At 61.7% G+C, this 18,752-nt stretch carries 16 protein-coding genes; 10 read left to right on the top strand and 6 right to left on the bottom strand.

The genetic code is table 11. The annotated features are described in order from the left end of the window. Positions 1–56 precede the first annotated feature (56 nt). The 10 genes from OSC50_RS01000 to OSC50_RS00955 all read left to right on the top strand — a co-directional run bounded on the left by OSC50_RS01000 (position 57) and on the right by OSC50_RS00955 (position 9,755). Positions 57–1,634 carry a lytic polysaccharide monooxygenase gene (locus OSC50_RS01000; protein WP_253509648.1) on the top strand — a complete coding sequence of 526 codons (1,578 nt, stop codon included), beginning with the start codon at positions 57–59 and terminating at the stop codon, positions 1,632–1,634. A gap of 181 nt (positions 1,635–1,815) precedes the next feature. After that, positions 1,816–2,247, top strand: coding sequence for a type II secretion system major pseudopilin GspG (gene gspG, locus OSC50_RS00995; RefSeq protein WP_253509649.1), 432 nt, complete (start codon positions 1,816–1,818; stop codon positions 2,245–2,247). Position 2,248: 1 nt separating this feature from the next. After that, positions 2,249–2,713 (top strand): transglycosylase SLT domain-containing protein, encoded by a 465-nt coding sequence (locus OSC50_RS00990; RefSeq protein ID WP_181080725.1) that lies wholly within the window; start codon positions 2,249–2,251, stop codon positions 2,711–2,713. Next, the gene (locus tag OSC50_RS00985) at positions 2,710–3,894 is read left to right on the top strand and encodes a type II secretion system F family protein (protein WP_253509650.1); all 1,185 of its coding nucleotides are present in this window, start codon (positions 2,710–2,712) and stop codon (positions 3,892–3,894) included. Before OSC50_RS00990 ends, OSC50_RS00985 begins: the two co-directional genes overlap by 4 nt. A gap of 24 nt (positions 3,895–3,918) precedes the next feature. Continuing rightward, positions 3,919–5,535: a GspE/PulE family protein gene (locus tag OSC50_RS00980; RefSeq protein WP_266247171.1), complete on the top strand. Its 1,617-nt coding sequence runs from the start codon at positions 3,919–3,921 to the stop codon at positions 5,533–5,535. Continuing rightward, complete coding sequence (locus tag OSC50_RS00975) at positions 5,516–6,241, top strand: hypothetical protein (protein WP_266247173.1); 726 nt, start codon at positions 5,516–5,518, stop codon at positions 6,239–6,241. The genes OSC50_RS00980 and OSC50_RS00975 overlap by 20 nt, the downstream gene beginning before the upstream one ends. Beyond that, on the top strand, positions 6,238–6,792 hold the full coding sequence (locus OSC50_RS00970) for a hypothetical protein (protein ID WP_253509652.1): 555 nt from the start codon (positions 6,238–6,240) through the stop codon (positions 6,790–6,792). The genes OSC50_RS00975 and OSC50_RS00970 overlap by 4 nt, the downstream gene beginning before the upstream one ends. A gap of 6 nt (positions 6,793–6,798) precedes the next feature. Beyond that, complete coding sequence (locus OSC50_RS00965; protein ID WP_266247175.1) at positions 6,799–7,335, top strand: hypothetical protein; 537 nt, start codon at positions 6,799–6,801, stop codon at positions 7,333–7,335. After that, the gene (locus tag OSC50_RS00960; RefSeq protein WP_266247177.1) at positions 7,332–7,820 is read left to right on the top strand and encodes a hypothetical protein; all 489 of its coding nucleotides are present in this window, start codon (positions 7,332–7,334) and stop codon (positions 7,818–7,820) included. Before OSC50_RS00965 ends, OSC50_RS00960 begins: the two co-directional genes overlap by 4 nt. Before the next feature lie 18 nt (positions 7,821–7,838). Continuing rightward, complete coding sequence (locus OSC50_RS00955) at positions 7,839–9,755, top strand: secretin GspD/PilQ domain-containing protein (protein WP_266247179.1); 1,917 nt, start codon at positions 7,839–7,841, stop codon at positions 9,753–9,755. A 267-nt stretch (positions 9,756–10,022) separates the two neighbouring features. Here the strand turns inward: OSC50_RS00955 and OSC50_RS00950 are convergent. The 6 genes from OSC50_RS00950 to OSC50_RS00925 all read right to left on the bottom strand — a co-directional run bounded on the left by OSC50_RS00950 (position 10,023) and on the right by OSC50_RS00925 (position 18,704). Next, positions 10,023–11,395 (bottom strand): IS3 family transposase gene (locus tag OSC50_RS00950; protein ID WP_266247180.1). Its coding sequence is split into 2 segments (ribosomal slippage): positions 10,023–10,924 and positions 10,924–11,395, totalling 1,374 coding nucleotides; the frame shifts between segments, so codons are not numbered across the junction. Positions 11,396–12,050: 655 nt separating this feature from the next. Continuing rightward, positions 12,051–12,821 carry an electron transfer flavoprotein subunit beta gene (gene etfB, locus OSC50_RS00945; protein ID WP_253509655.1) on the bottom strand — a complete coding sequence of 257 codons (771 nt, stop codon included), beginning with the start codon at positions 12,819–12,821 and terminating at the stop codon, positions 12,051–12,053. Between the two features lie 10 nt (positions 12,822–12,831). Beyond that, positions 12,832–14,052 carry an electron transfer flavoprotein subunit alpha gene (gene etfA / locus OSC50_RS00940; RefSeq protein ID WP_266247182.1) on the bottom strand — a complete coding sequence of 407 codons (1,221 nt, stop codon included), beginning with the start codon at positions 14,050–14,052 and terminating at the stop codon, positions 12,832–12,834. Continuing rightward, the gene (gene dgcB, locus OSC50_RS00935) at positions 14,052–15,995 is read right to left on the bottom strand and encodes a dimethylglycine demethylation protein DgcB (protein WP_266247184.1); all 1,944 of its coding nucleotides are present in this window, start codon (positions 15,993–15,995) and stop codon (positions 14,052–14,054) included. The genes etfA and dgcB overlap by 1 nt, the downstream gene beginning before the upstream one ends. A 102-nt stretch (positions 15,996–16,097) precedes the next feature. Further along, a complete protein-coding gene (dgcA, locus tag OSC50_RS00930; protein WP_253509658.1) occupies positions 16,098–18,158 on the bottom strand; it encodes a dimethylglycine demethylation protein DgcA in 2,061 nt (686 codons plus the stop codon). A 15-nt stretch (positions 18,159–18,173) separates the two neighbouring features. Continuing rightward, the gene (locus OSC50_RS00925; protein ID WP_008083165.1) at positions 18,174–18,704 is read right to left on the bottom strand and encodes a DUF5943 domain-containing protein; all 531 of its coding nucleotides are present in this window, start codon (positions 18,702–18,704) and stop codon (positions 18,174–18,176) included. Between the last annotated feature and the right edge of the window lie 48 nt (positions 18,705–18,752).

The following is an 18,752-nucleotide window of genomic DNA, read 5'->3' as shown; positions in this document are numbered from 1 at the left end:
ACTGATCGTTCCAGCAGTTCGGAACTTGTTTATCTGAATTGAAGGTGGACTAGAGCATGAATAATTTACAGAGCTACGCGAGAGACTTATTCAAGTGGGTCCTGGCAGCGGTGTTATTGGCACCCGCAGCAGGATGGGGGCATGGGGCTGTCGAAACGCCTCCATCCCGTGCTTTGAACTGTTACGTAACGGGAGGACACTGGGGCTCTGCTAATGGCTCATCTATTAAAGATGAAGGCTGTCGAGAGGCTTTTACAAAAACATTCAATTCCACCAATGACTGGGCAATTGCCGCCGATCAATGGCACGAGGTTGCGAAGATTCCGGAGATCAACCATCCGACGTTGGATCAGATCAAGGCCATTATTCCGGACGGCCACATATGCGCAGCAAATGATCCGAAAAAAGCCAGCTTGGATTACCCCACTCCGTTATGGACAAAGTACAAGGAAAATGTAGTGCCAGGTCAATCACTGGCTATACGCCTTGTTGGCACAATTCTTCATGTGCCCAGCACGTTTTATGCGTTTATAACCAGGCCTGGTTTTAACAGCGCGACTGACGTATTGAAATGGAGTGATTTAATCGCCTTGGGGGGACCCGAAAGACTCGAAAAGGCGTACACCAATTGGAACCCACCCGCCTTGCTCCCCGGGCTTGCAGGTTTTTATGTGATCAATCGGACTATCCCCAGCAACGCATCGGGTAATGGATTGGTGGTAGGAATATGGGTCAGGGATGATCCAAATGGCGAGTTCTTCATTTCTTGTTCAGATGTAAGGTTCCAAAGTGGCGGTGTTCCGGACCCGCTGACAAATATCGGCCCTTACATCGGTCCCGATATGCAATCGCTCAAAGTCGGCGACTCCGTCCACTTCCGGATCTTTGGGGTCGATGCCAAAGGAACGGAATTGGTGGATATCACCCAGAAAATCCGAACCGATAATTTGGCACCGGCCAAATGGGGACTGGAAATAGCCAACCAGGTCCCCCCTGCCATTGCCAAAATCGGCGTAAAAGCCAATGGTACGGTTACGTTCAACTCTGCTAACCCGCAGGCCAATGCAACCTATGCCACTAACCCGCATTACAAACAGGTGATGTCGATCATTACCGGCGGCGGTGAAACCCCTGATGAACGCCCTCCTACTGCCAACTTCCAAGGCCCAACCGAAGCCAAAGAAGGTGAAACCGTCACATTCGACGGCAGAAGCTCAGTCGGACACAACGGTCCTCTTACGTATATATGGTCCACAAACGCTTCGGACCATGCTTCGCCCCCACCCAACCACCAGAGCACCTTTTCCTTCAAGGTGGGCCCGTATGTCGATCCCGTTCCGGGCGCTCCGCAGCCTAACTACATCATTAAATTAGGCGTTTATGACGCGCAAAATCGGAAAAACGGCCAGAAGGAAACGACCTTCGTGATCAAAAAGGCTGGGCACAATGACGGTTTCCCTCAGTGGCTATCGGAAGTTGCCTACACCTACAACAGCGGCTCACAAGTCTCCAACCATGGAGTGAAGTATCGGTGCAAACAGGGATCAGCAGGCGCATGGTGCGGGCAGATTGAAAATGAACCCGGCAAACCCGGCTCCACTTTCTGGCAGCGCGCATGGGATGTTGTTCCTTGAGTCACCGGCATATGCGCTGACTTGATAACAGCAAGCGCCAAACGTTATAGGGCGCCTTACGGCGCCTTATATCGCGCACCGCTACAATTGGAAGCAGTAATGGTTATAACGCAGTCCTACCGGCGGTGCCCGCTTCCCCAACGGGCCGGCAGAGAGTTACTCCCAACCGTCGAGGATTGCCATGCGCGCACGCACGCTTATCGCCCCGCCTCAGGGCGGCTTTACGTTACTTGAACTGCTGGTCGTCCTGCTGATCATCGCCCTGCTCGCCGGCTACGTCGGCCCGAAGATGTTCGACCGCCTTGAACTCGCCAAGGTGCAAACCGCCCAGGGCCAGATGAAGTCCCTCGCCGATGCCTTGAACCAGTACCGTCTGGACAATGGCAACTACCCCGACGAAACCCTCGGCCTGAATGCGTTGACCACGCGGCCCACCAATTCGGGCAATTGGCAGGGGCCGTATTTGAAAACGTTACCCCCAGACCCTTGGGGCAACGCTTATCTCTACAAGAACCCCGGCACCCCGCCCAACGATGCGGAAATCATCTCGCTGGGCCGCGACGGTAAGGCCGGCGGTGTGAACACCTACGCCGACATTGTGTACGGTCTGTGACATGCGCACGCTGCGGCTGGTCCTGACGCTCCTGTGCCTCACGGGTACAGCCCAGGCCAACTGCTGGCAACTGGCAGCCAGCCGCTACCACGTCGACCCACTGCTGCTGTATGCCATTGCCAAGGTCGAGTCCGGCCTCAACCCTGACGCGCGCAATATCAACACCGACGGCAGCCAGGATATCGGCCTGATGCAAATCAACAGCCGCCATTTGCCCGCGCTGGCCGCGTTCGGCATCACCGAACGGCACCTGCTCCAGCAACCCTGCACCAGCGTGATGGTCGGCGCATGGATTCTCGCCGGTTTCATCCGCGAAAAAGGTTATGGCTGGCAGGCCGTGGGCGCTTACAACGCAGGCGCCAAGCCGGAGCGTGAAGCGCGGCGCACACGCTACGCTCGCGCCGTGTGGCGTTATTACGGCGAGCTGCTGCAGCAGCGCCAGCAACTGGCCAGGCAAACGCCATGATCGACATCGACGCGCGAATCATCCGCGATGGCCACTTGCAGTCCCTGCATCTGCAAGCCACCGACCTGGCCCAGGCGCGCCGGCAATTGCAGGCCGACGGCGCCCAGGTCATCTCGTTGAAAGCCCGTCGCCAACTCAAATTACCGAGCCGGCGGTCCAGGTTCGCCCTTGGCTTGTTCATCCAGGAATTGGTGGTGCTGCTCGACGCCGGCCTGGTGCTGGTGGAAGCCGTGGAAACCCTGCGCGACAAGGCACCGCCTGGCATCAACCGGCAAGTGATGAGCGACCTGCTGGCGTCGATGTATGAGGGCAACTCGTTATCCAAAGCGCTGCAGCTCAAGCCGCAGACGTTCCCGTCGCTGTTGATCGCCACCGTGGCGTCCTCCGAGCACAGCGGCCAATTGGCCGTGGCCCTGCGCCGCTACCATCATTTTGAAGCGCACTTGGAAAGCGTGAAAAAACGCGTCAGCGGCGCCCTGATGTACCCCGTGGTGGTGCTCAGCGTGGGTGCGTTGATCCTGCTGTTTCTGCTGTTCTTCGTGATCCCACGCTTCGCTTCGGTGTTCGACGCGGTCAACGACCTGCCTGCCACCGCGCGTTTGATGGTGTGGTGGGGCGCGCTGGTGGAGGCGCGCGGCATGGAGTTACTGATCGGCCTGGTGCTGGCAATCGTCGCGCTGGTGCTGCTGTTTCGCAGTGCCGCGTTCAAACGTCGCGCGGCCGAGCTGTTCTGGAAGATTCCCAGCCTGGGCGCCCAGCGCACGCTGTTTGTACTCGCGCGGTTTTATCGCACCGCCGGCATGCTGTTGATGGGCGGAATGCCGGTGGTCACAGCGGTGGAACTGTCCGGTGCCCTGCTGCCTGTGGAACGCCAGGCAGCCCTGCGCCAAGCCATGATCGATATCCAGTCCGGTCAGCCGCTGTCCACGTCATTGGCCCGTCACCAACTGACCACCGCCGTCGCCGAACGCCTGCTGCGGGTCGGTGAACAAAGCGGCGAATTGGCGGCCATGTGCGAGCGCATCGCGCAGTTTCACGATGAGGCGCTGGAGCGCGCCATCGAGCTGTTCAGCAAGGTCTTCGAGCCGGTGTTGATGCTGGTGGTGGGCGGGCTGATTGGCCTGATCGTGTTCATGTTGTACATGCCGATCTTTGAACTGGCGGGCTCCATTCAGGGGTAGTGCGATGAGCGAACAGACACGGCAATGCAGGCTCTCGCAGAGCAACGCGGGTTGAGCGTATCCAATTACCTGCTGGAGGTGCTGCACACAGCGCCCGAACAGCTGGCGACGATCGCCCATACTTTGGGAATGCTCGCCATTGCCCCGGAAAATCTCGATGAACACTGGCGCTTTGACCTGCTGCCATTGCCTCAGGCACTGGTGCATAACGTGCTGCCCCTGGACCACGAGGGCCAGCCGTGCCTGGTACTGGGCGACCCCTTCACCCTGACCAGCCGACACTGGCTGCAGTCCTCCAGCACCTTGCGCCAATTGCCCCTGGCCATGAGCCTGCCCGGCGCCGTCAAGACCCGGTTGACCAAGGCCGAAGCCAGCCAGCGGGTGATGCAGCCGTTTGGCGCAGACGACCCCGACGCACCGATCAGCCAGGCCGCCCAGGAAATTTCCCTGAGCAGCATCGCCCGCGACGACAACCCAGTGGTGCGTCTGGTCAACTCCATGCTGTTCGACGCGCTGCAAAGCCGCGCCAGCGATATCCATGTGGAAACCAGTCCCGCCGGCCTGGTGATCAAGTACCGCATCGACGGTGTATTGCAGCAGATGGGCCAGGCCAGCGGCCTGGACATGGCCGAGCAGGCGCTGTCGCGGATCAAGGTGCTGTCGGAGCTGGATATCGGCGAGCGGCGGGTGCCCCAGGACGGGCGCTTCAAAATGAAGATCCAGAGCCGCGAAGTGGATTTTCGCGTGTCGATCATGCCCAGCATTCATGGCGAAGACGCGGTGTTGCGCATCCTCGACAAATCCCAGCGCGGCGAATCCCTGAGCCTGGAGGCCCTGGGCCTGGCCGCCGACACTATCGCGCGCATTCGCGTCCTGGCCAGCGAGCCCTACGGCATGCTGCTGGTCACCGGCCCCACCGGCAGCGGCAAATCCACCACGCTGTATGCCGCCTTGTCGGAGACCAATACCGGCGAGAAAAAAATCATCACCATCGAAGACCCGGTGGAATACGAACTGCCCGGCGTGCTGCAGATCCCGGTCAACGACAAGAAGGGCCTGACCTTCGCCCGCGGCCTGCGCTCGATCCTGCGGCATGACCCGGACACGATCCTGGTGGGCGAAATTCGCGACGGTGAAACCGCCGGCATTGCGGTGCAGGCCGCTCTGACCGGGCACCTGGTGATGTCGTCGGTGCATGCCAACAGCGCGTTCAGCGTGTTGGAGCGTTTTACCTACATGGACGTCGACCCGGCGAGTTTCGTCGAAGCGCTCAACGGCGTGGTCGCCCAACGCCTGGTGCGACGCGTCTGCCCGGACTGCGCCGAGGAGGCCGCGCCCGACGCGAACATTGCCCGCCTCGCCCAACTGCCCGAGGCTCAGTTGAACCAGGGTCATTACCGCGTGGGCAAGGGGTGCGAGGCCTGTCGCCACACCGGCTATCGCGGCCGGCTCGCATTGGCCGAAGTATTGACCCTGACCGACCGCATCAAGGAAGGCCTGCTCAACCGCAGCTCCGCCTCCACCCTGCGTGAACTGGCGCGTGAAGCCGGCCATGTGTTCATCCGCGACATTGCCCTGGCCCATGCGGCTCAGGGCGACACCACGCTCAAGGAGGTCCACCGTGTCATTTCCCTTTATTGAGCACGTGGTGTGGCTGCACAGCGATGCCGCCGAATGGGCCGCGCGGGCCCGCTGGCGCGGCGCGCCCATCTGCCACGCGCAACGCCGGGGCGCGCCGCTGGCCGCCTGTGCCGAACTGCTGGAGCAGGCGCCACGCGGGCGCGTGAAGTTTCTCGACCGTGCCACGGTGCTGCTGGGTTTTCCCCATGTGCATTACCTGATGCTGCCCTGGCACCCCGAGCTGTACAGCGCACAGGACTGGCAAGGCTTCGCCGAGGCGACGTTCGGCCAGCAGGCCAATATCGATGCCGAGCGCTGGCAGGTGCAGGTCGCCGATAGCCCTTTCGGTCAACCGCGCCTGGCGGTCGCCACGCCACGGGATGTGCTGCAGGACCTGCGCGAGCTGTTCACGCTCAACCGCTTGCCGCTGGTGACCTGCGCGCCCGTGCTGACGGCAGTCGCCCGGCAGTACTGGCGGCACCTGCCCGACGATTGCGTGGTAGCCGTGCCCGAGGCCGGCAGCCTCAGTTGCCTGTACCGACACCACGGCATGATCGATCAGGTGTGCGTGATCCCTACCCTGCCCGGCAGCACCTTGAACGACAACCTGTTCACCACCGACCTGCTGGTAGAACGACATGCCTCGGCTACGCGGGTTGTCAGCAACGCCCCGGTGGACAATCGCCTGGGGCCCGTGCATCCGTGGCTGGAGGAGTCGCCGTCATGAAATCCAGGCTCGCGGGTGTCTGGCAACACCTGCGCGCGCCCCGTGCGCCCAGCGTTGATTTCCAACGCCCCACCCCCACCCATCGTGCCCTGGTAGCCGGGTTGTGGCTGGTCGCAGGTCTGTTGCTGTCAAGCACCTGGCACCACTGGCAGCGCATGGTGCAACAGCAGCAACAGACCGATGTGCTGGAGCAGCAATTTATTCAACTCACCCGCCGCCAGGAGCAGCTGATCCAGGCCGCCATCCGTTTGTCACCCCAGCAAAAACAGCAGCTGGCTAGCTTCGCCCGGCAAAAGATCACGCCGTTTGCCCTGATGGATGGCGTGGCGCAGGCCTGGTCCAAGGAAATCGCCCTGACCCGCGTGGAGGTCAACACCCAGGCCCAGGTCGTGCACCTGGACCTGGAAGCCAAGCAACTGGGGGATGCGTTTCGCTTCGTGGACCGGCTCAAGGCCCAGCCAGGGGTGCAGGTGAACCTGCAACAAAGCGCACTGAAGACCCAAGACCCGCAGCATCCGGTGCAAGTCAAACTCACCGTTGGCGCGGGGTAGCCGCCCATGGGTGCCCTCACTCGCCACTTGCCGCGCCTGCGTTGGTACCTGATGCAAACGCGCCAGCGCCTGGGCTTCTGGGGCCTGCTGGCCGTGGGGGTAATGGCAGCGACGTTGCTGATTGAGGTGGCGGTGATTCAGCCGGCAAGCAGCGCCGACAGCCAGCGACGCCAGGCGCTGCAAGCGGGTATCGACGAACAGCCCCAGGCGGTTCAGGTAACTGAACCGGCGGCGGTCGAGGCATTACCCACGGCACCCGATTTTGCCCCGCGCCTGGAAAAACTGCTGGGCCTGCTGAGCCAGCGCGGTTTCATCATTGAGCAAACCACCCTGGCCTACTCCACGCCGGGGGATACCGGATTGCAGCGCCTGGATGCGCAGATCCCTCTTTCCGGCCCCTACTTTCTCCTGCGCGAAGCCTTGACGGATATCGCCAAGGAGCCGGCGGTGCGCATCGAAAACCTGACCCTGGAGCGCAAGGACATCGCCAGCGGCCTACTCACCATCGACCTTAAAATCAGCGTCCTGGGGGTGGTGGAATGAAGCTGCCGGTGTACCTGCGCCTCCTCCTGCTGCTGACGTTGATCGGTTGCGCCTGGCTGTTCTGGCAGGACGAACCCGCACCTCCCGACCACGCTGCGGCCCCTGTCACCGCCACACCGGCGCCGACTGGACCGGCGCCCGCCGCCATTGCCGAAACGCCCCTGGCGAAGATCGATCTGTTCCCCGTACAAACCTGGACGCCACCGCCTGCTCCCGCGCCGGTGGTTAACACAGCGCCCACGCCGCCGGCGCTGCCCTTCACGGTCAGCGCGCAATGGCGCTACGAGAACCAGGCGAACATCGTCGTGCTCAGCGGCAATGGCAAACAGTACACCCTGTGCAACCGATGCTCGGTGCCCGGGCGCATCGTGCCCGGCAAGATGCTGGACGCCCACTACCGCTTGGACAAACTCACCGACACCGCCGTGGTGCTGACCTACCTGCCGTTGAAGCAGGTCAGCACCCTGCGCCTGGACAAGCACTGACCCGGGAGGGGCACGCTTATGCCGCTTAGATGGATTCCCTTGAGCCTGGCGCTGTTCGCGCTGAGTGCGTGCGACACCCAGCGGGCGATCAGGCAAAGCGATGAGTTACGCAAACAAGGCGACATCGTGCGTTCTGTCGAGGTGCTGCAGGCCGAAGCCAAACAGGATCCCGACGATATTCAGCTGCGCACCGCGCAGTTCAGCAGGCTGGAACTGCTGGTGGCCCAATACAGCCGCGAAGCCAGCACCGCGCTGATGCGTGGCGACGATACCGCCGCCATCCGCGCCCTGGAAACCATCCTCAAATATGACCCCGGCAACCTCGGCGCGCGCCAGGAAATCCAGAGCATCCAGGCGATGAAGCACCTGCGCCCGCAGCTGGCGCGGGCCTATGACATGAAGCGTTCCAACCCGGTGGAAGCGCTCAACCTGGTACGCCGGATCATCGCGCAAAAGCCTAACTACCGAGAGGCCCTGGACTTTCGTAACGCCCTGACCCGTGAGTTGGTCAGCGCCGACTATCTCAGCGCGGACCTCTCCGAAGCCATGCGCAAACCTTTGAGCCTTGAGTTCAGCGCCCAGAGCCTGTCCACGATTTTCGAGACGATCGCGCGGCTGTCCGGGGTCAATTTTGTGATCGACAAGGACGTCAATCCCAGCGCATCGGCCAGCATGACCGCCAGTCGCACCACCGCCGAGGACGCACTGAACCTGTTGCTGACCACCCAGGGCCTGGAGAAGAAGATCCTCAACGCCAACACCATCCTGGTCTACCCGCGCCGCCCGGACAAAGAACGTGAATACCGCGAGCTGGCAGTGCGCACGTTTTACCTCAGCCACAGTGACCCCAAGGTGGTGGGCGCCGAGATCAAGCAAGCCCTCAAGCCCAAGGAAGTGCTGGTGGATGAGCGTTTGAACGCCGTGATTGTGCGCGACGGCCTCGACACCCTGAGCGCCGTGGAGAAACTGGTGGAGGCCATCGATATCGCACAGTCGGAAGTGACCATCGACATTCAGGTGCTGGAGGTCAGCCTGACCGACGAATTGAACCTGGGCATCCAATACCCGGAGAGCATCGGCTTATCCGTGGGCAACCTCGCCAACGTACCTGCCGGGCTGGCGGGCATTCCGATCAGCGCGTTGCGGGGGATCAATGGCGACAACATCCTGCTCGACTCGGGCAGCACCTCGGCACGCATCAATATGCTGCAACGCAGCGGTAACACCGTGACCCTGGCCAACCCCAGGGTGCGGGTGCGCAATCGTGAAGAAGCCCAGGTGAACATCGGTGACAAGATCCCTGTGGTCACCACCACCACCGCCAACCAGATCACCACCTCGTCGGTGTCTTACCAGGACGTGGGGTTGCAGATCACGGTCAAGCCCAATATCAGCCTGAGCGATGAGGTGAACCTGGAGCTGAGCGTGGAAATGAGCCATATCACCAAGCGCATTGCCGGCTCGGAACATGTACCGGCTACGTTCGAGCTCGGCTCACGGGCCACCAAGACCTTGCTGACCGCGCGCAACAATGAAACCCAGATCGTCTCGGGGCTGATTCGCACGGCGGACGTCGACGAGGGCTCGGGTTTGCCGTGGTTGAGCCAGATCCCGTGGATCGGTAAGAAGCTGTTTGGCTCCAACCAGAACACTCAGCAGAAAACCGAGATTATCCTGTTGCTGACCCCGAGAATCGAACGCAACCTGGACCTGCCGATTTCCCAGATCAGCACCTTTCACAGCGGCACCGAGGCGCGCAGTTCGACGCAGGGCATGATCCTGCGCGACACCACCGAAAAAATGATTCTCAAGCCAATTGGGGGCGACCCTGCGCCGGCGCTGCCACCGCCGATGCAACAACCGGATGCCACCTGGCAGCCGCTGCCGCCGCCGCTGCCGGACCTGGTGCCCAAGCCTGCGCCAGCCCCCCCTTAACCTAAGATTCTGATGGAGATCACAATGTGGGAGGGGGCTCAATCTCAGTATCTGAGCGTCGATCGTTCCCACGCTCCGCGTGGGAATGCAGCCCGTGACGCTCTGCGTCACAAAGATGCACAAGGTTCAAATCTTGCGTGCTTGCCGGGACGCGGAGCGTCCATGGAGGCATTCCCACGCAGAGCGTGGGAACGAGGCTCATCGGCTTCTGAGCATCGATCGTTCCCACGCTCTGAACTGACCCCACAAAGTTGGACGATTTTCTATCTATGCCTGAGCGGCCTGAATTCTGTATTCAACAGGACTCAGGCCGTTTAGCTTCAGTCTGATACGCGAGTGATTGTAATACTGGATGTACTCGTCGATGCCTGCGTGAAGCTCATCCAGGTCGTTAAATTTATTCAGATAAAAAAATTCGGACTTCAGTGTGCCGAAGAAACTCTCCATGGCCGCGTTGTCATAGCAGTTACCCTTGCGCGACATGCTCGGCGTAACGGAGCATTTTTTGAGAGCCCGCAGGTAAATGGGCATTCGATACTGCCAGCCCTGGTCTGAGTGCAAAACCGGTTTTTCATGCGGCTGAAGCCGCTTGAATGCACCTTTGAGCATCTTCCCAACCATATCGAACAACGGTCTTCTGGCAACCTCGTAGGAAATGATTTCGCCGTTGTACAGATCCAAAACGGGAGACAGATAAAGCTTCTGACCTCCAACTTTGAACTCTGTAACGTCGGTTACCCACTTTTGATTGGGTGACGGAGCTTCGAACTCACGCTTCAAAAGATTAGGCGCTGCCTTGCCTACCTCTCCCTTGTAGGCCCGGTATTTCTTCACCCGCACCAAGCTCTTGAGCTGAAGCTGCGCCATCAGTCGCTGAACAGTCTTGTGATTGACGAGATGACCAGCGCTCCGTACAGCAGCCGTTATGCGGCGATAGCCATACCGGCCCTTGTGCTCGTCGAACGTCGAGCGAATCTTGTCTTTCAGCTCTGCGTACTTATCAGCCGCTTGCAGCGCCTTTTGCTGATAGCAAAAGGTGCTGCGTGCCAAACCGGCAAATTTCAGCAGGCTTTCGAGAGAATGCAGCGGCCTCAGTCCTATTACGATTTGCGCTTTTTCTGCTGCGCTATTCGTTTCTTCTCCTGAACCAAGGCATCGAGCTTTTTTAGGTAGTCGTTTTCCATTCGCAACTGCTTCACCTCGGCAAGCAAATCATCGCGTGAGCGCGATTCGTCATCGGTTGAGCTGGGTTGAACAGGAGAAATGGTGGTCGGCATTTTTTTCGGACGTCCGGCTCTATTAGGCTGCTTGGTAAGGGCATCAAAACCGCCCTCATCAAAGCGGCGTTCCCAGAGGCCGATGATGTCGAACTTACGGATGTCGAACAAGGCCGCCGTCTGCCGATAGGACAGCTGTTCCTCACGCATACGGTTCAAAACAGACAGTTTGAAGTCGTTGCTATAGCGCTGCAGCTTTTTCTCTTTAAGTCCAGCAACGCCATGCACTTGATAGGCCGCGACCCACTGACGAAGGGATGAAAAGTCCACATTGTGACGGTGTGCAACATCCCTCAAACCCGCGCTACCGGAACAATAGTCCTGCACGGCTGCGAGTTTTGCTTGCTCTGTGTACTTACCCATGACGCCCCCAAAGGTTGTGTCCAACCTTTGGGGGTCAGTTCACTCCGCGTGGGAATGCAGCCCGTGACGCTCCGCGTCACAAGATGCACAAGGTTCAAATCTTGCGTGCTTGCCGGGACGCGGAGCGTCCATGGAGGCATTCCCACGCAGAGCGTGGGAACGAGGCTCATCGGCTTCTGAGCATCGATCGTTCCCACGCTCCGCGTGGGAATGCAGCCCGTGACGCTCTGCGTCACAAGATGCACAAGGTTCAAGTCTTGCGTGCTTGGCGGGACGCGGAGCGTCCATGGAGGCATTCCCACGCAGAGCGTGGGAACGAGGTTCATCATCTTCTGAGCGTCGATCGTTCCCACGCTCCGCGTGGGAACGCAGCCCGTGACGCTCTGCGTCACAAGATGCACAAGGTTCAAATCTTGCGTGCTTGCCGGGACGCGGAGCGTCCATGGAGGCATTCCCACGCAGAGCGTGGGAACGAGGTTCATCAGCTTCTGAGCATCGATCGTTCCCACGCTCCGCGTGGGAATGCAGCCCGTGACGCTCTGCGTCACAAGATGCACGAGGTTCGAGTCTTGCGTGCTTGCCGGGACGCGGAGCGTCCATGGAGGCATTCCCACGCAGAGCGTGGAAACGAGGTTCACTGGGCTCCCACAGCGGGTCAGCGCACAACGCCTTCTTCTATGAGCAGTTTGAGAATGGCTTGGGCGCCTTCTTCTGCGCTGACGCCTTTGAGCACCTGCCCTCCGCCCCCACTGGCCTTGGCCGTCGCCGCCTTCATGCGGTCAGCCCCGCTCTTGGCCTTGATCACCTTCAGGCGTTTTGGACGAGGCTTGGCCGGTTGCAGCACGGCGCCTGTGAATAACTCATCGGCATGAACCTCGACCTCATGGGCCGCCAACTCACCGCGCTGTGCCGGGCCGTAGGCGCTTTGCCGAGGTTTGGGCGCGGCGTTGTCCACCGTGGCCAGAAACGGCAGGCGTACTTTCAAGCGCCGCCGCTGGCCGCGTGGCAAGGCTTGCAGCACATGGGCCACGCCCCCGTCGATGGATTCCACCTGCGCCAGCCCGACAATCAGCGGCCAGCCCAATTGCTCGGCGAGCAGAAACGGCAACATACCCGAGCCTTCGCCGGTTTCGGCCTGACTGCCGGTGAGCACCACCTGGGCACCGGCATCGCGCAGGTACTCGCTGAGCACCGGCAACGCATCGCTGCCCTCCGGTTGTTCCAGCACGTGCAACTGCGGCAAACCCATGCCCAGGTAGCTGCGCAGGGTCGGCTCGGCGATGTCGCCGGCATGCAGCACCTGCAACTTATCCCCAGCCAGTTGCAGACCCAGCTCGACCGCACGGGCATCCTGCTCCGCACGGCGCGGGCGCCCGGAAGTGGGGTGGGCGCCGACGGACACCAGGCTGATTACATTCGTGGTCATGCTCATATCCTCAAGCCGCGTCGCGCTTGGCGCCGTTGCGGTAGGCCTCGACCGCATCGATCAAGGCATGCAGTATCGCGGCGCTCTCGCCGATCACCGACAGGTCGGCCCGCTTGATCATGTCGCAACCTGGGTCGAGGTTGATCGCCACCACTTTGTCGCAGGCACCGATGCCTTGCAGGTGCTGGATCGCCCCGGAAATCCCCACGGCCACGTACACCCGCGCCGTTACCCAGGTGCCGCTGGCGCCGACCTGGCGATCACGCGCCATAAAGCCATCGTCCACGGCGACCCGCGAGGCGCCTTCGGTGGCACCCAGGGCGGCGGCGGTCTGGTGGAACAGGGCCCAGTCCTTGACGCCGTTGCCGCCGGAGAAAATAAACTCGGCTTCGGCCATGGGGATTGCCGCCGGGTCCACCGCCACCGCGCCGAGATCCTCGATGCGCGGCAGGCTGCGCGCCAGGGTTGTGGATAACTCCACGGGCAACACTTCATGGCGGGTTTCGCTGACCGGGTCGGCACATTCGGCGGCGGCCAGAACCAGGCGTGGCAGTGGTCGCGCCAAATCCTCCTGGCCGGCACCGGCGCGGCCGATGCAGGTGTTGTCCTTGATCTGCCAGACGCGCGTGGCCGGGCGTTCCTTGAGGCTGGCGGCAAAACGCCGGCCCAGCTCACCGCCACCGCTGCGACTGTCCGGCAGCAGCCAGTGGCGTGGATTGAATTGGTTATCCACAGCCCGCAGGCCTTGCACCCGCTGTTCCGGCGAATAACCGTCGAATTCGGCACCGTCGAGCACCAGCAGGCGGTCGACACCGGCGGTGGCAAACGCGCTTTCCTTGTGTTCGCCAAATACCACCGCCAGCACCGCGCCGTCGTTGCCGGCCAGTTGCCGCGCCAGGCCTAACAGGTCGCGGTCGTGACTGCTCAGGCGGCCGCCGACCATGTCCGGCACTACGTTGATGTAGAACGCAGGCGCCGCAATCTGATGCAGCGGCAATTGCACTTCGGCGGCCGCGGTACGCTTGCTGGCGCCGCCCTGCTGGGCGCCGCTGCGGTCGATGCGCTTGATGCCGTTGGGGCCAATAAAACCAACGCCATGAACGTTTTTGCGGATAACGCCGTTAGGCCCCATCCAGCTGTGTTGCAGCGGCTGCATCGCCGCATGCAGCGGGTGCAGGCGGTTGCGGGCGATCCATTCGGCCCGTGGGTCGCGGCGGATTATGTCGCTCATCAGTGCACCTCCGCAGGTTCACGCTTGGTCGGTGACTTGGCCGGTTGAGCCTCCTCAAGCAAGGCGTCGGCCACCAGTTCGGCGATGTCTTTGATCAGCGGGCGCGGTTCGACCACCCCTTCGAGCATCGCGGTGCATTGCGGGCACCCTACCGCCACCAGTTCGGCGCCGGTCTCGCGGATGTCTTCCATGCGCATGTCGGGGATCCGTTGCTTGCCTGGGATGTCGGTAATCGGCGCGCCGCCGCCACCGCCGCAGCAGCGAGAACGGAAGCCCGAACGTTGCATCTCCTTGACCTCAATGCCCAAGGCTCGCAGCACTTGGCGCGGGGCCTCGTACTCACCGTTGTAACGGCCCAGATAGCACGGGTCGTGGTAGGTCACACTGTTGCCTTTGTGCTGGCCCAGGTTCAGCGCGCCCTCGCCGATCAGCTCGGCCATGAACGTACTGTGGTGCTGCACAAGGTAGTTGCCGTTGAAGGCGCCGTATTCGTTTTTCAGCACATGGAAACTGTGCGGGTCGCAAGTGACGATGCGCTTGAAGCTGTACTTGGCCAGGGTCTGGATATTGCGCGAAGCCAGCAGTTGGAAGGTCGCTTCATCGCCCAGGCGCCGGGCCACGTCGCCGCTGTCGCGTTCTTCCAGGCCGAGCACCGCGAAGTCGACCTTGGCCGCTTTCAGCACTTTGACGAACGCACGCAGCGTGCGCTGGTTGCGCATGTCGAAAGCGCCGTCGCCGACCCAGAACAGCACGTCGGCGCTGCCTTTTTCGCTGAGCAGCGGCAGGTTCAGATCCGCCGCCCAGTTCAGGCGACCGCCCGGGGCGAAACCGCCGGGGTTGTCGGTGGCGATCAGGTTTTCCAGGACTTCGGCGCCCTTGTTCGGCGTGGCACCTTTTTCCAGGGTGAGGTGGCGGCGCATGTCGACGATGGCGTCCACGTGCTCGATCATCATCGGGCACTCTTCCACACAGGCGCGGCAGGTGGTGCACGACCACAGGGTCTCGGCGTCCACCAGGCCATTGACGATGGGCTGGTGCGGGTTACCGCCGTGTTCGCCAATCGGCTTGCCTGGATACGGGCTGCCGGCAAACCTGGCATCGGTGCCGCCGGCCAGGCCGACCACCATGTCCTGGATCAGCTTTTTCGGGTTCAGCGGCTGGCCGGCGGCGAACGCCGGGCACGCCGCTTCGCACTTGCCGCACTGCACGCAGGCGTCGAAACCGAGCAGTTGGTTCCAGGTGAAATCCTTGGGTTTTTCCACGCCCAGGGGCGCGGTTTTATCGCTAAGGTCCAGCGGTTTCAAACCGGTGGAGCGACCGCCGCCGAAGCGTTCGGCGCGGCGGTGCCAGGCCAGGTGCAGGGCACCGGCGAAGGCGTGCTTCATCGGCCCGCCCCAGGTCATGCCGAAGAACATCTCGCTTACGCCCCACAGCACGCCCACGCTGAGCAGCGCAGCCAGCAACCAACCGCCGAAGTCCGCCGGCAGGATGCCCGCCACCGGCAGGGTCACCAGGAAGAAGCTCACCGAGAATGCCATGAGGCTCTTCGGCAGGCGCATCCACGGGCCTTTGGACAGGCGCGACGGCGGGTTGCGCCGCCGCAGGTACACGAAGGTGGCGCCGACAAACATCAACACCGAAGCCAGCAGCAAGGCGTAGCCGAGGATGCGATTGTGCAGGCCGAAGCCGTGCACCAGGATCGCCAGCAGCGCCGACAGCACAAAGCCCAGCGCCGTGGCGACGTGGGTGTTGGCGATGTATTTGTCGCGGGCGACCACATGGTGCAGGTCGACCATGTAGCGCTTGGGCATGGCCAGCAGGCCGCCCAGCAGGTCGACCTTGGACGCGCGGCCACGGCGCCACATGTTTACCCGGCGCAGGGCGCCGAGGACGGCGAGGCCCAGGGCGGCAAACAAGAGAATAGGCAGCAAGGTGTTCAACATTGAGGTGGCCTCAAGCGGCAAGTTTCAAGCTACAAGCGGCAAGTCAAAGCGGTCACCCATTGCTCTTCCTTGCTGCTTGAAGCTTGTGGCTTGCGGCTGTTTTTAAAAATCCTTGCACAAGCGCAGGGCGTCGTAGATGGCAGCGTGGGTATTACGCTGCGCCACACAGTCACCGATGCGGAACAGCAAGTAGCCCTCGCCCGGTTCGCTCAGGCACGGTTGCGGTTTGATCGCGAACAAGGCTTCCACGTCGATCTGGCCTTTGTTGCGCGAACCTTCCTTGAGCCCGTAGTAAATGGCTTCGTCCGGACGCACGCCGTTCTCGACCACCACCTGATCGACCACCCGCTCCTCTTTGGCGCCGGTGTATTCGTTCTCCAGCACCGCCACCAGCTTGTCGCCCTCGCGATAGACCTTTTCCAGCATCATGTCGCCGGTCATGATCACTTCCTTGGGGTACATGCTGCGGTAGTAGGTCGGGAACGACGTACCGCCAATCGCTACGCCCGGCTTGATGTCGTCGGTGACGATTTCCACCTGGCAGCCTTTGTCGGCCAGGAAGTCCGCCACCGACATGCCGGTGAACTCACAGATGGTGTCGTACACCAGCACGTTCTTGCCCGGCGCGACTTTGCCATCGAGCACATCCCAGCTGCTGACCACCAACCCTTCGGCGGCGCCCCAGTGTTCGTTCTGTTCGATGTACGGGTGCCCGCCGACGGCCAGCACCACCACGTCCGGACGCAGGTCCAGGATGGTCTCGGCATCGGCCGCCACGCCCAGGCGCAGGTCAACTTTCAAGCGCGCCAGTTCCAGTTGGAACCAACGGGTAATACCGGCGATCTGGTCGCGCTGCGGCGCCTTGGAGGCGGTGGTGATTTGCCCGCCGATAAACTCTTTCTTTTCGAACAGGGTCACGTCGTGGCCACGTTCGGCCGCCACGCGCGCAGCTTCCATCCCGGCCGGGCCGGCGCCCACTACGACCACCTTGCGTTTCGGCCCGGTGGATTTCTCGATGATGTGCGGCACGCCCATGTATTCACGGGAGGTCGCGGCGTTCTGGATGCACAGTACGTCCAGGCCCTGGTACTGGCGGTCGATGCAATAGTTGGCGCCGACGCACTGCTTGATCTGGTCGATCTGGCCCATCTTGATCTTGGCGATCAGGTGCGGGTCGGCGATGTGCGCACGGGTCATGCCGACCATGTCCACGTAGCCGCCTTCGAGGATACGCGTGGCCTGGTTCGGGTCCTTGATGTTCTGCGCGTGCAGCACCGGGACCTTGACCACTTCCTTGATCCCGGCCGCCAGGTGCAGGAACGGCTCCGGCGGGTAACTCATGTTCGGGATCACGTTGGCCAGGGTGTTGTGCGTATCGCAACCCGAGCCCACCACGCCGATGAAATCGAGCATGCCGGTGTCGTCGTAGTACTTGGCGATCTGTTTCATGTCCTCGTGGGACAGGCCGTCCGGATGGAACTCGTCGCCGCACAGGCGCATGCCCACGCAGAAGTCGTCACCCACTTCGGCACGCACGGCCTTCAACACTTCCAGGCCGAACTTCATGCGGCCTTCGAAGGTGCCGCCCCATTCGTCGGTACGCTTGTTGACGCGCGGGCTCCAGAACTGGTCGATCATGTGCTGGTGCACGGCGGACAACTCCACGCCGTCCAGACCACCGGCCTTGGCGCGGCGCGCGGCCTGGGCATAGTTGCCGATCACGCGCCAGATCTCTTCCGGCTCGATGGTTTTGCACGTGGCACGGTGCACCGGCTCACGCACACCGGACGGCGACATCAGGGTCGGCCAGTTGAAGCCATCCCAGCGCGAGCGACGGCCCATGTGGGTAATCTGGATCATGATCTTGGCGCCATGCTTGTGCATGGCGTCGGCCAGGTTCTGGAAGTGCGGGATGATGCGGTCGGTGGACAGGTTCACCGAGCTCCACCATTCCTGGGGGCTGTCGATGGCGACCACCGAGGAGCCGCCGCAGATCGCCAGGCCGATACCGCCCTTGGCTTTCTCTTCGTAGTACTTCACATAGCGGTCAGTGGTCATGCCGCCGTCGGTGGCATACACCTCGGCGTGGGCAGTGCTGAGTACGCGGTTGCGGATGGTCAGTTTGCCGATCTGAATCGGCGCAAACATTGCTTCGAAAGCCATGGCACGGTCCTCGGCTTACAACGGCTTGACGGTGAACAAACCATCATCGTGGCCCTCTTCGGAGCCTCCGTAGACTTGTTCGGCGACGGTGCGGATCTTGCTGCCGCGTGCTTCAAGGATCTGGTCCATGGCGCCGGCAAACCAACCGGTGAACATGTAGTCGACCTTGCGCCCGACCTTGCCGTAGACGTAGACGAACGCCGAATGCTCCAGCTTGACGCTGGCGGTGCCTTTATCCAGGTCGATGTCCTGGATTTTGAACAGGCCCCAGCCACGCTGCGACAGGCGTTTCATGTAGTGCTCGAACACCGCGACGCCTTCCAGGCCATGGCACTCGGCTTCTTTTTCGCACCAGTGCCAGGCGGATTTGTAGCCGGCCTTGTAGAGGATCTCGGCATAGGCCTCGGCGCCCAGCACCTCCTCGATGCCCATATGGTTGTTGACGAAGAAATGACGCGGCACGTACAGCATCGGCAAGGCATCGGACGTCCAGACACCGGTTTCGCTGTCGACTTCGATAGGCAATTGCGGGGCGATCTTGGCCATGGAAACTTAACTCCAGAAAATTCGTGTTGATGCCCGCTGCGCGACTGG

This window comes from Pseudomonas quebecensis (genome assembly GCF_026410085.1).
GTDB classification, from domain to species: Bacteria; Pseudomonadota; Gammaproteobacteria; order Pseudomonadales; family Pseudomonadaceae; genus Aquipseudomonas; species Aquipseudomonas quebecensis.
The sequence above is the reverse complement of the archived record's forward strand: the minus strand, read 5'-3'. Positions and strand labels throughout refer to the sequence as shown.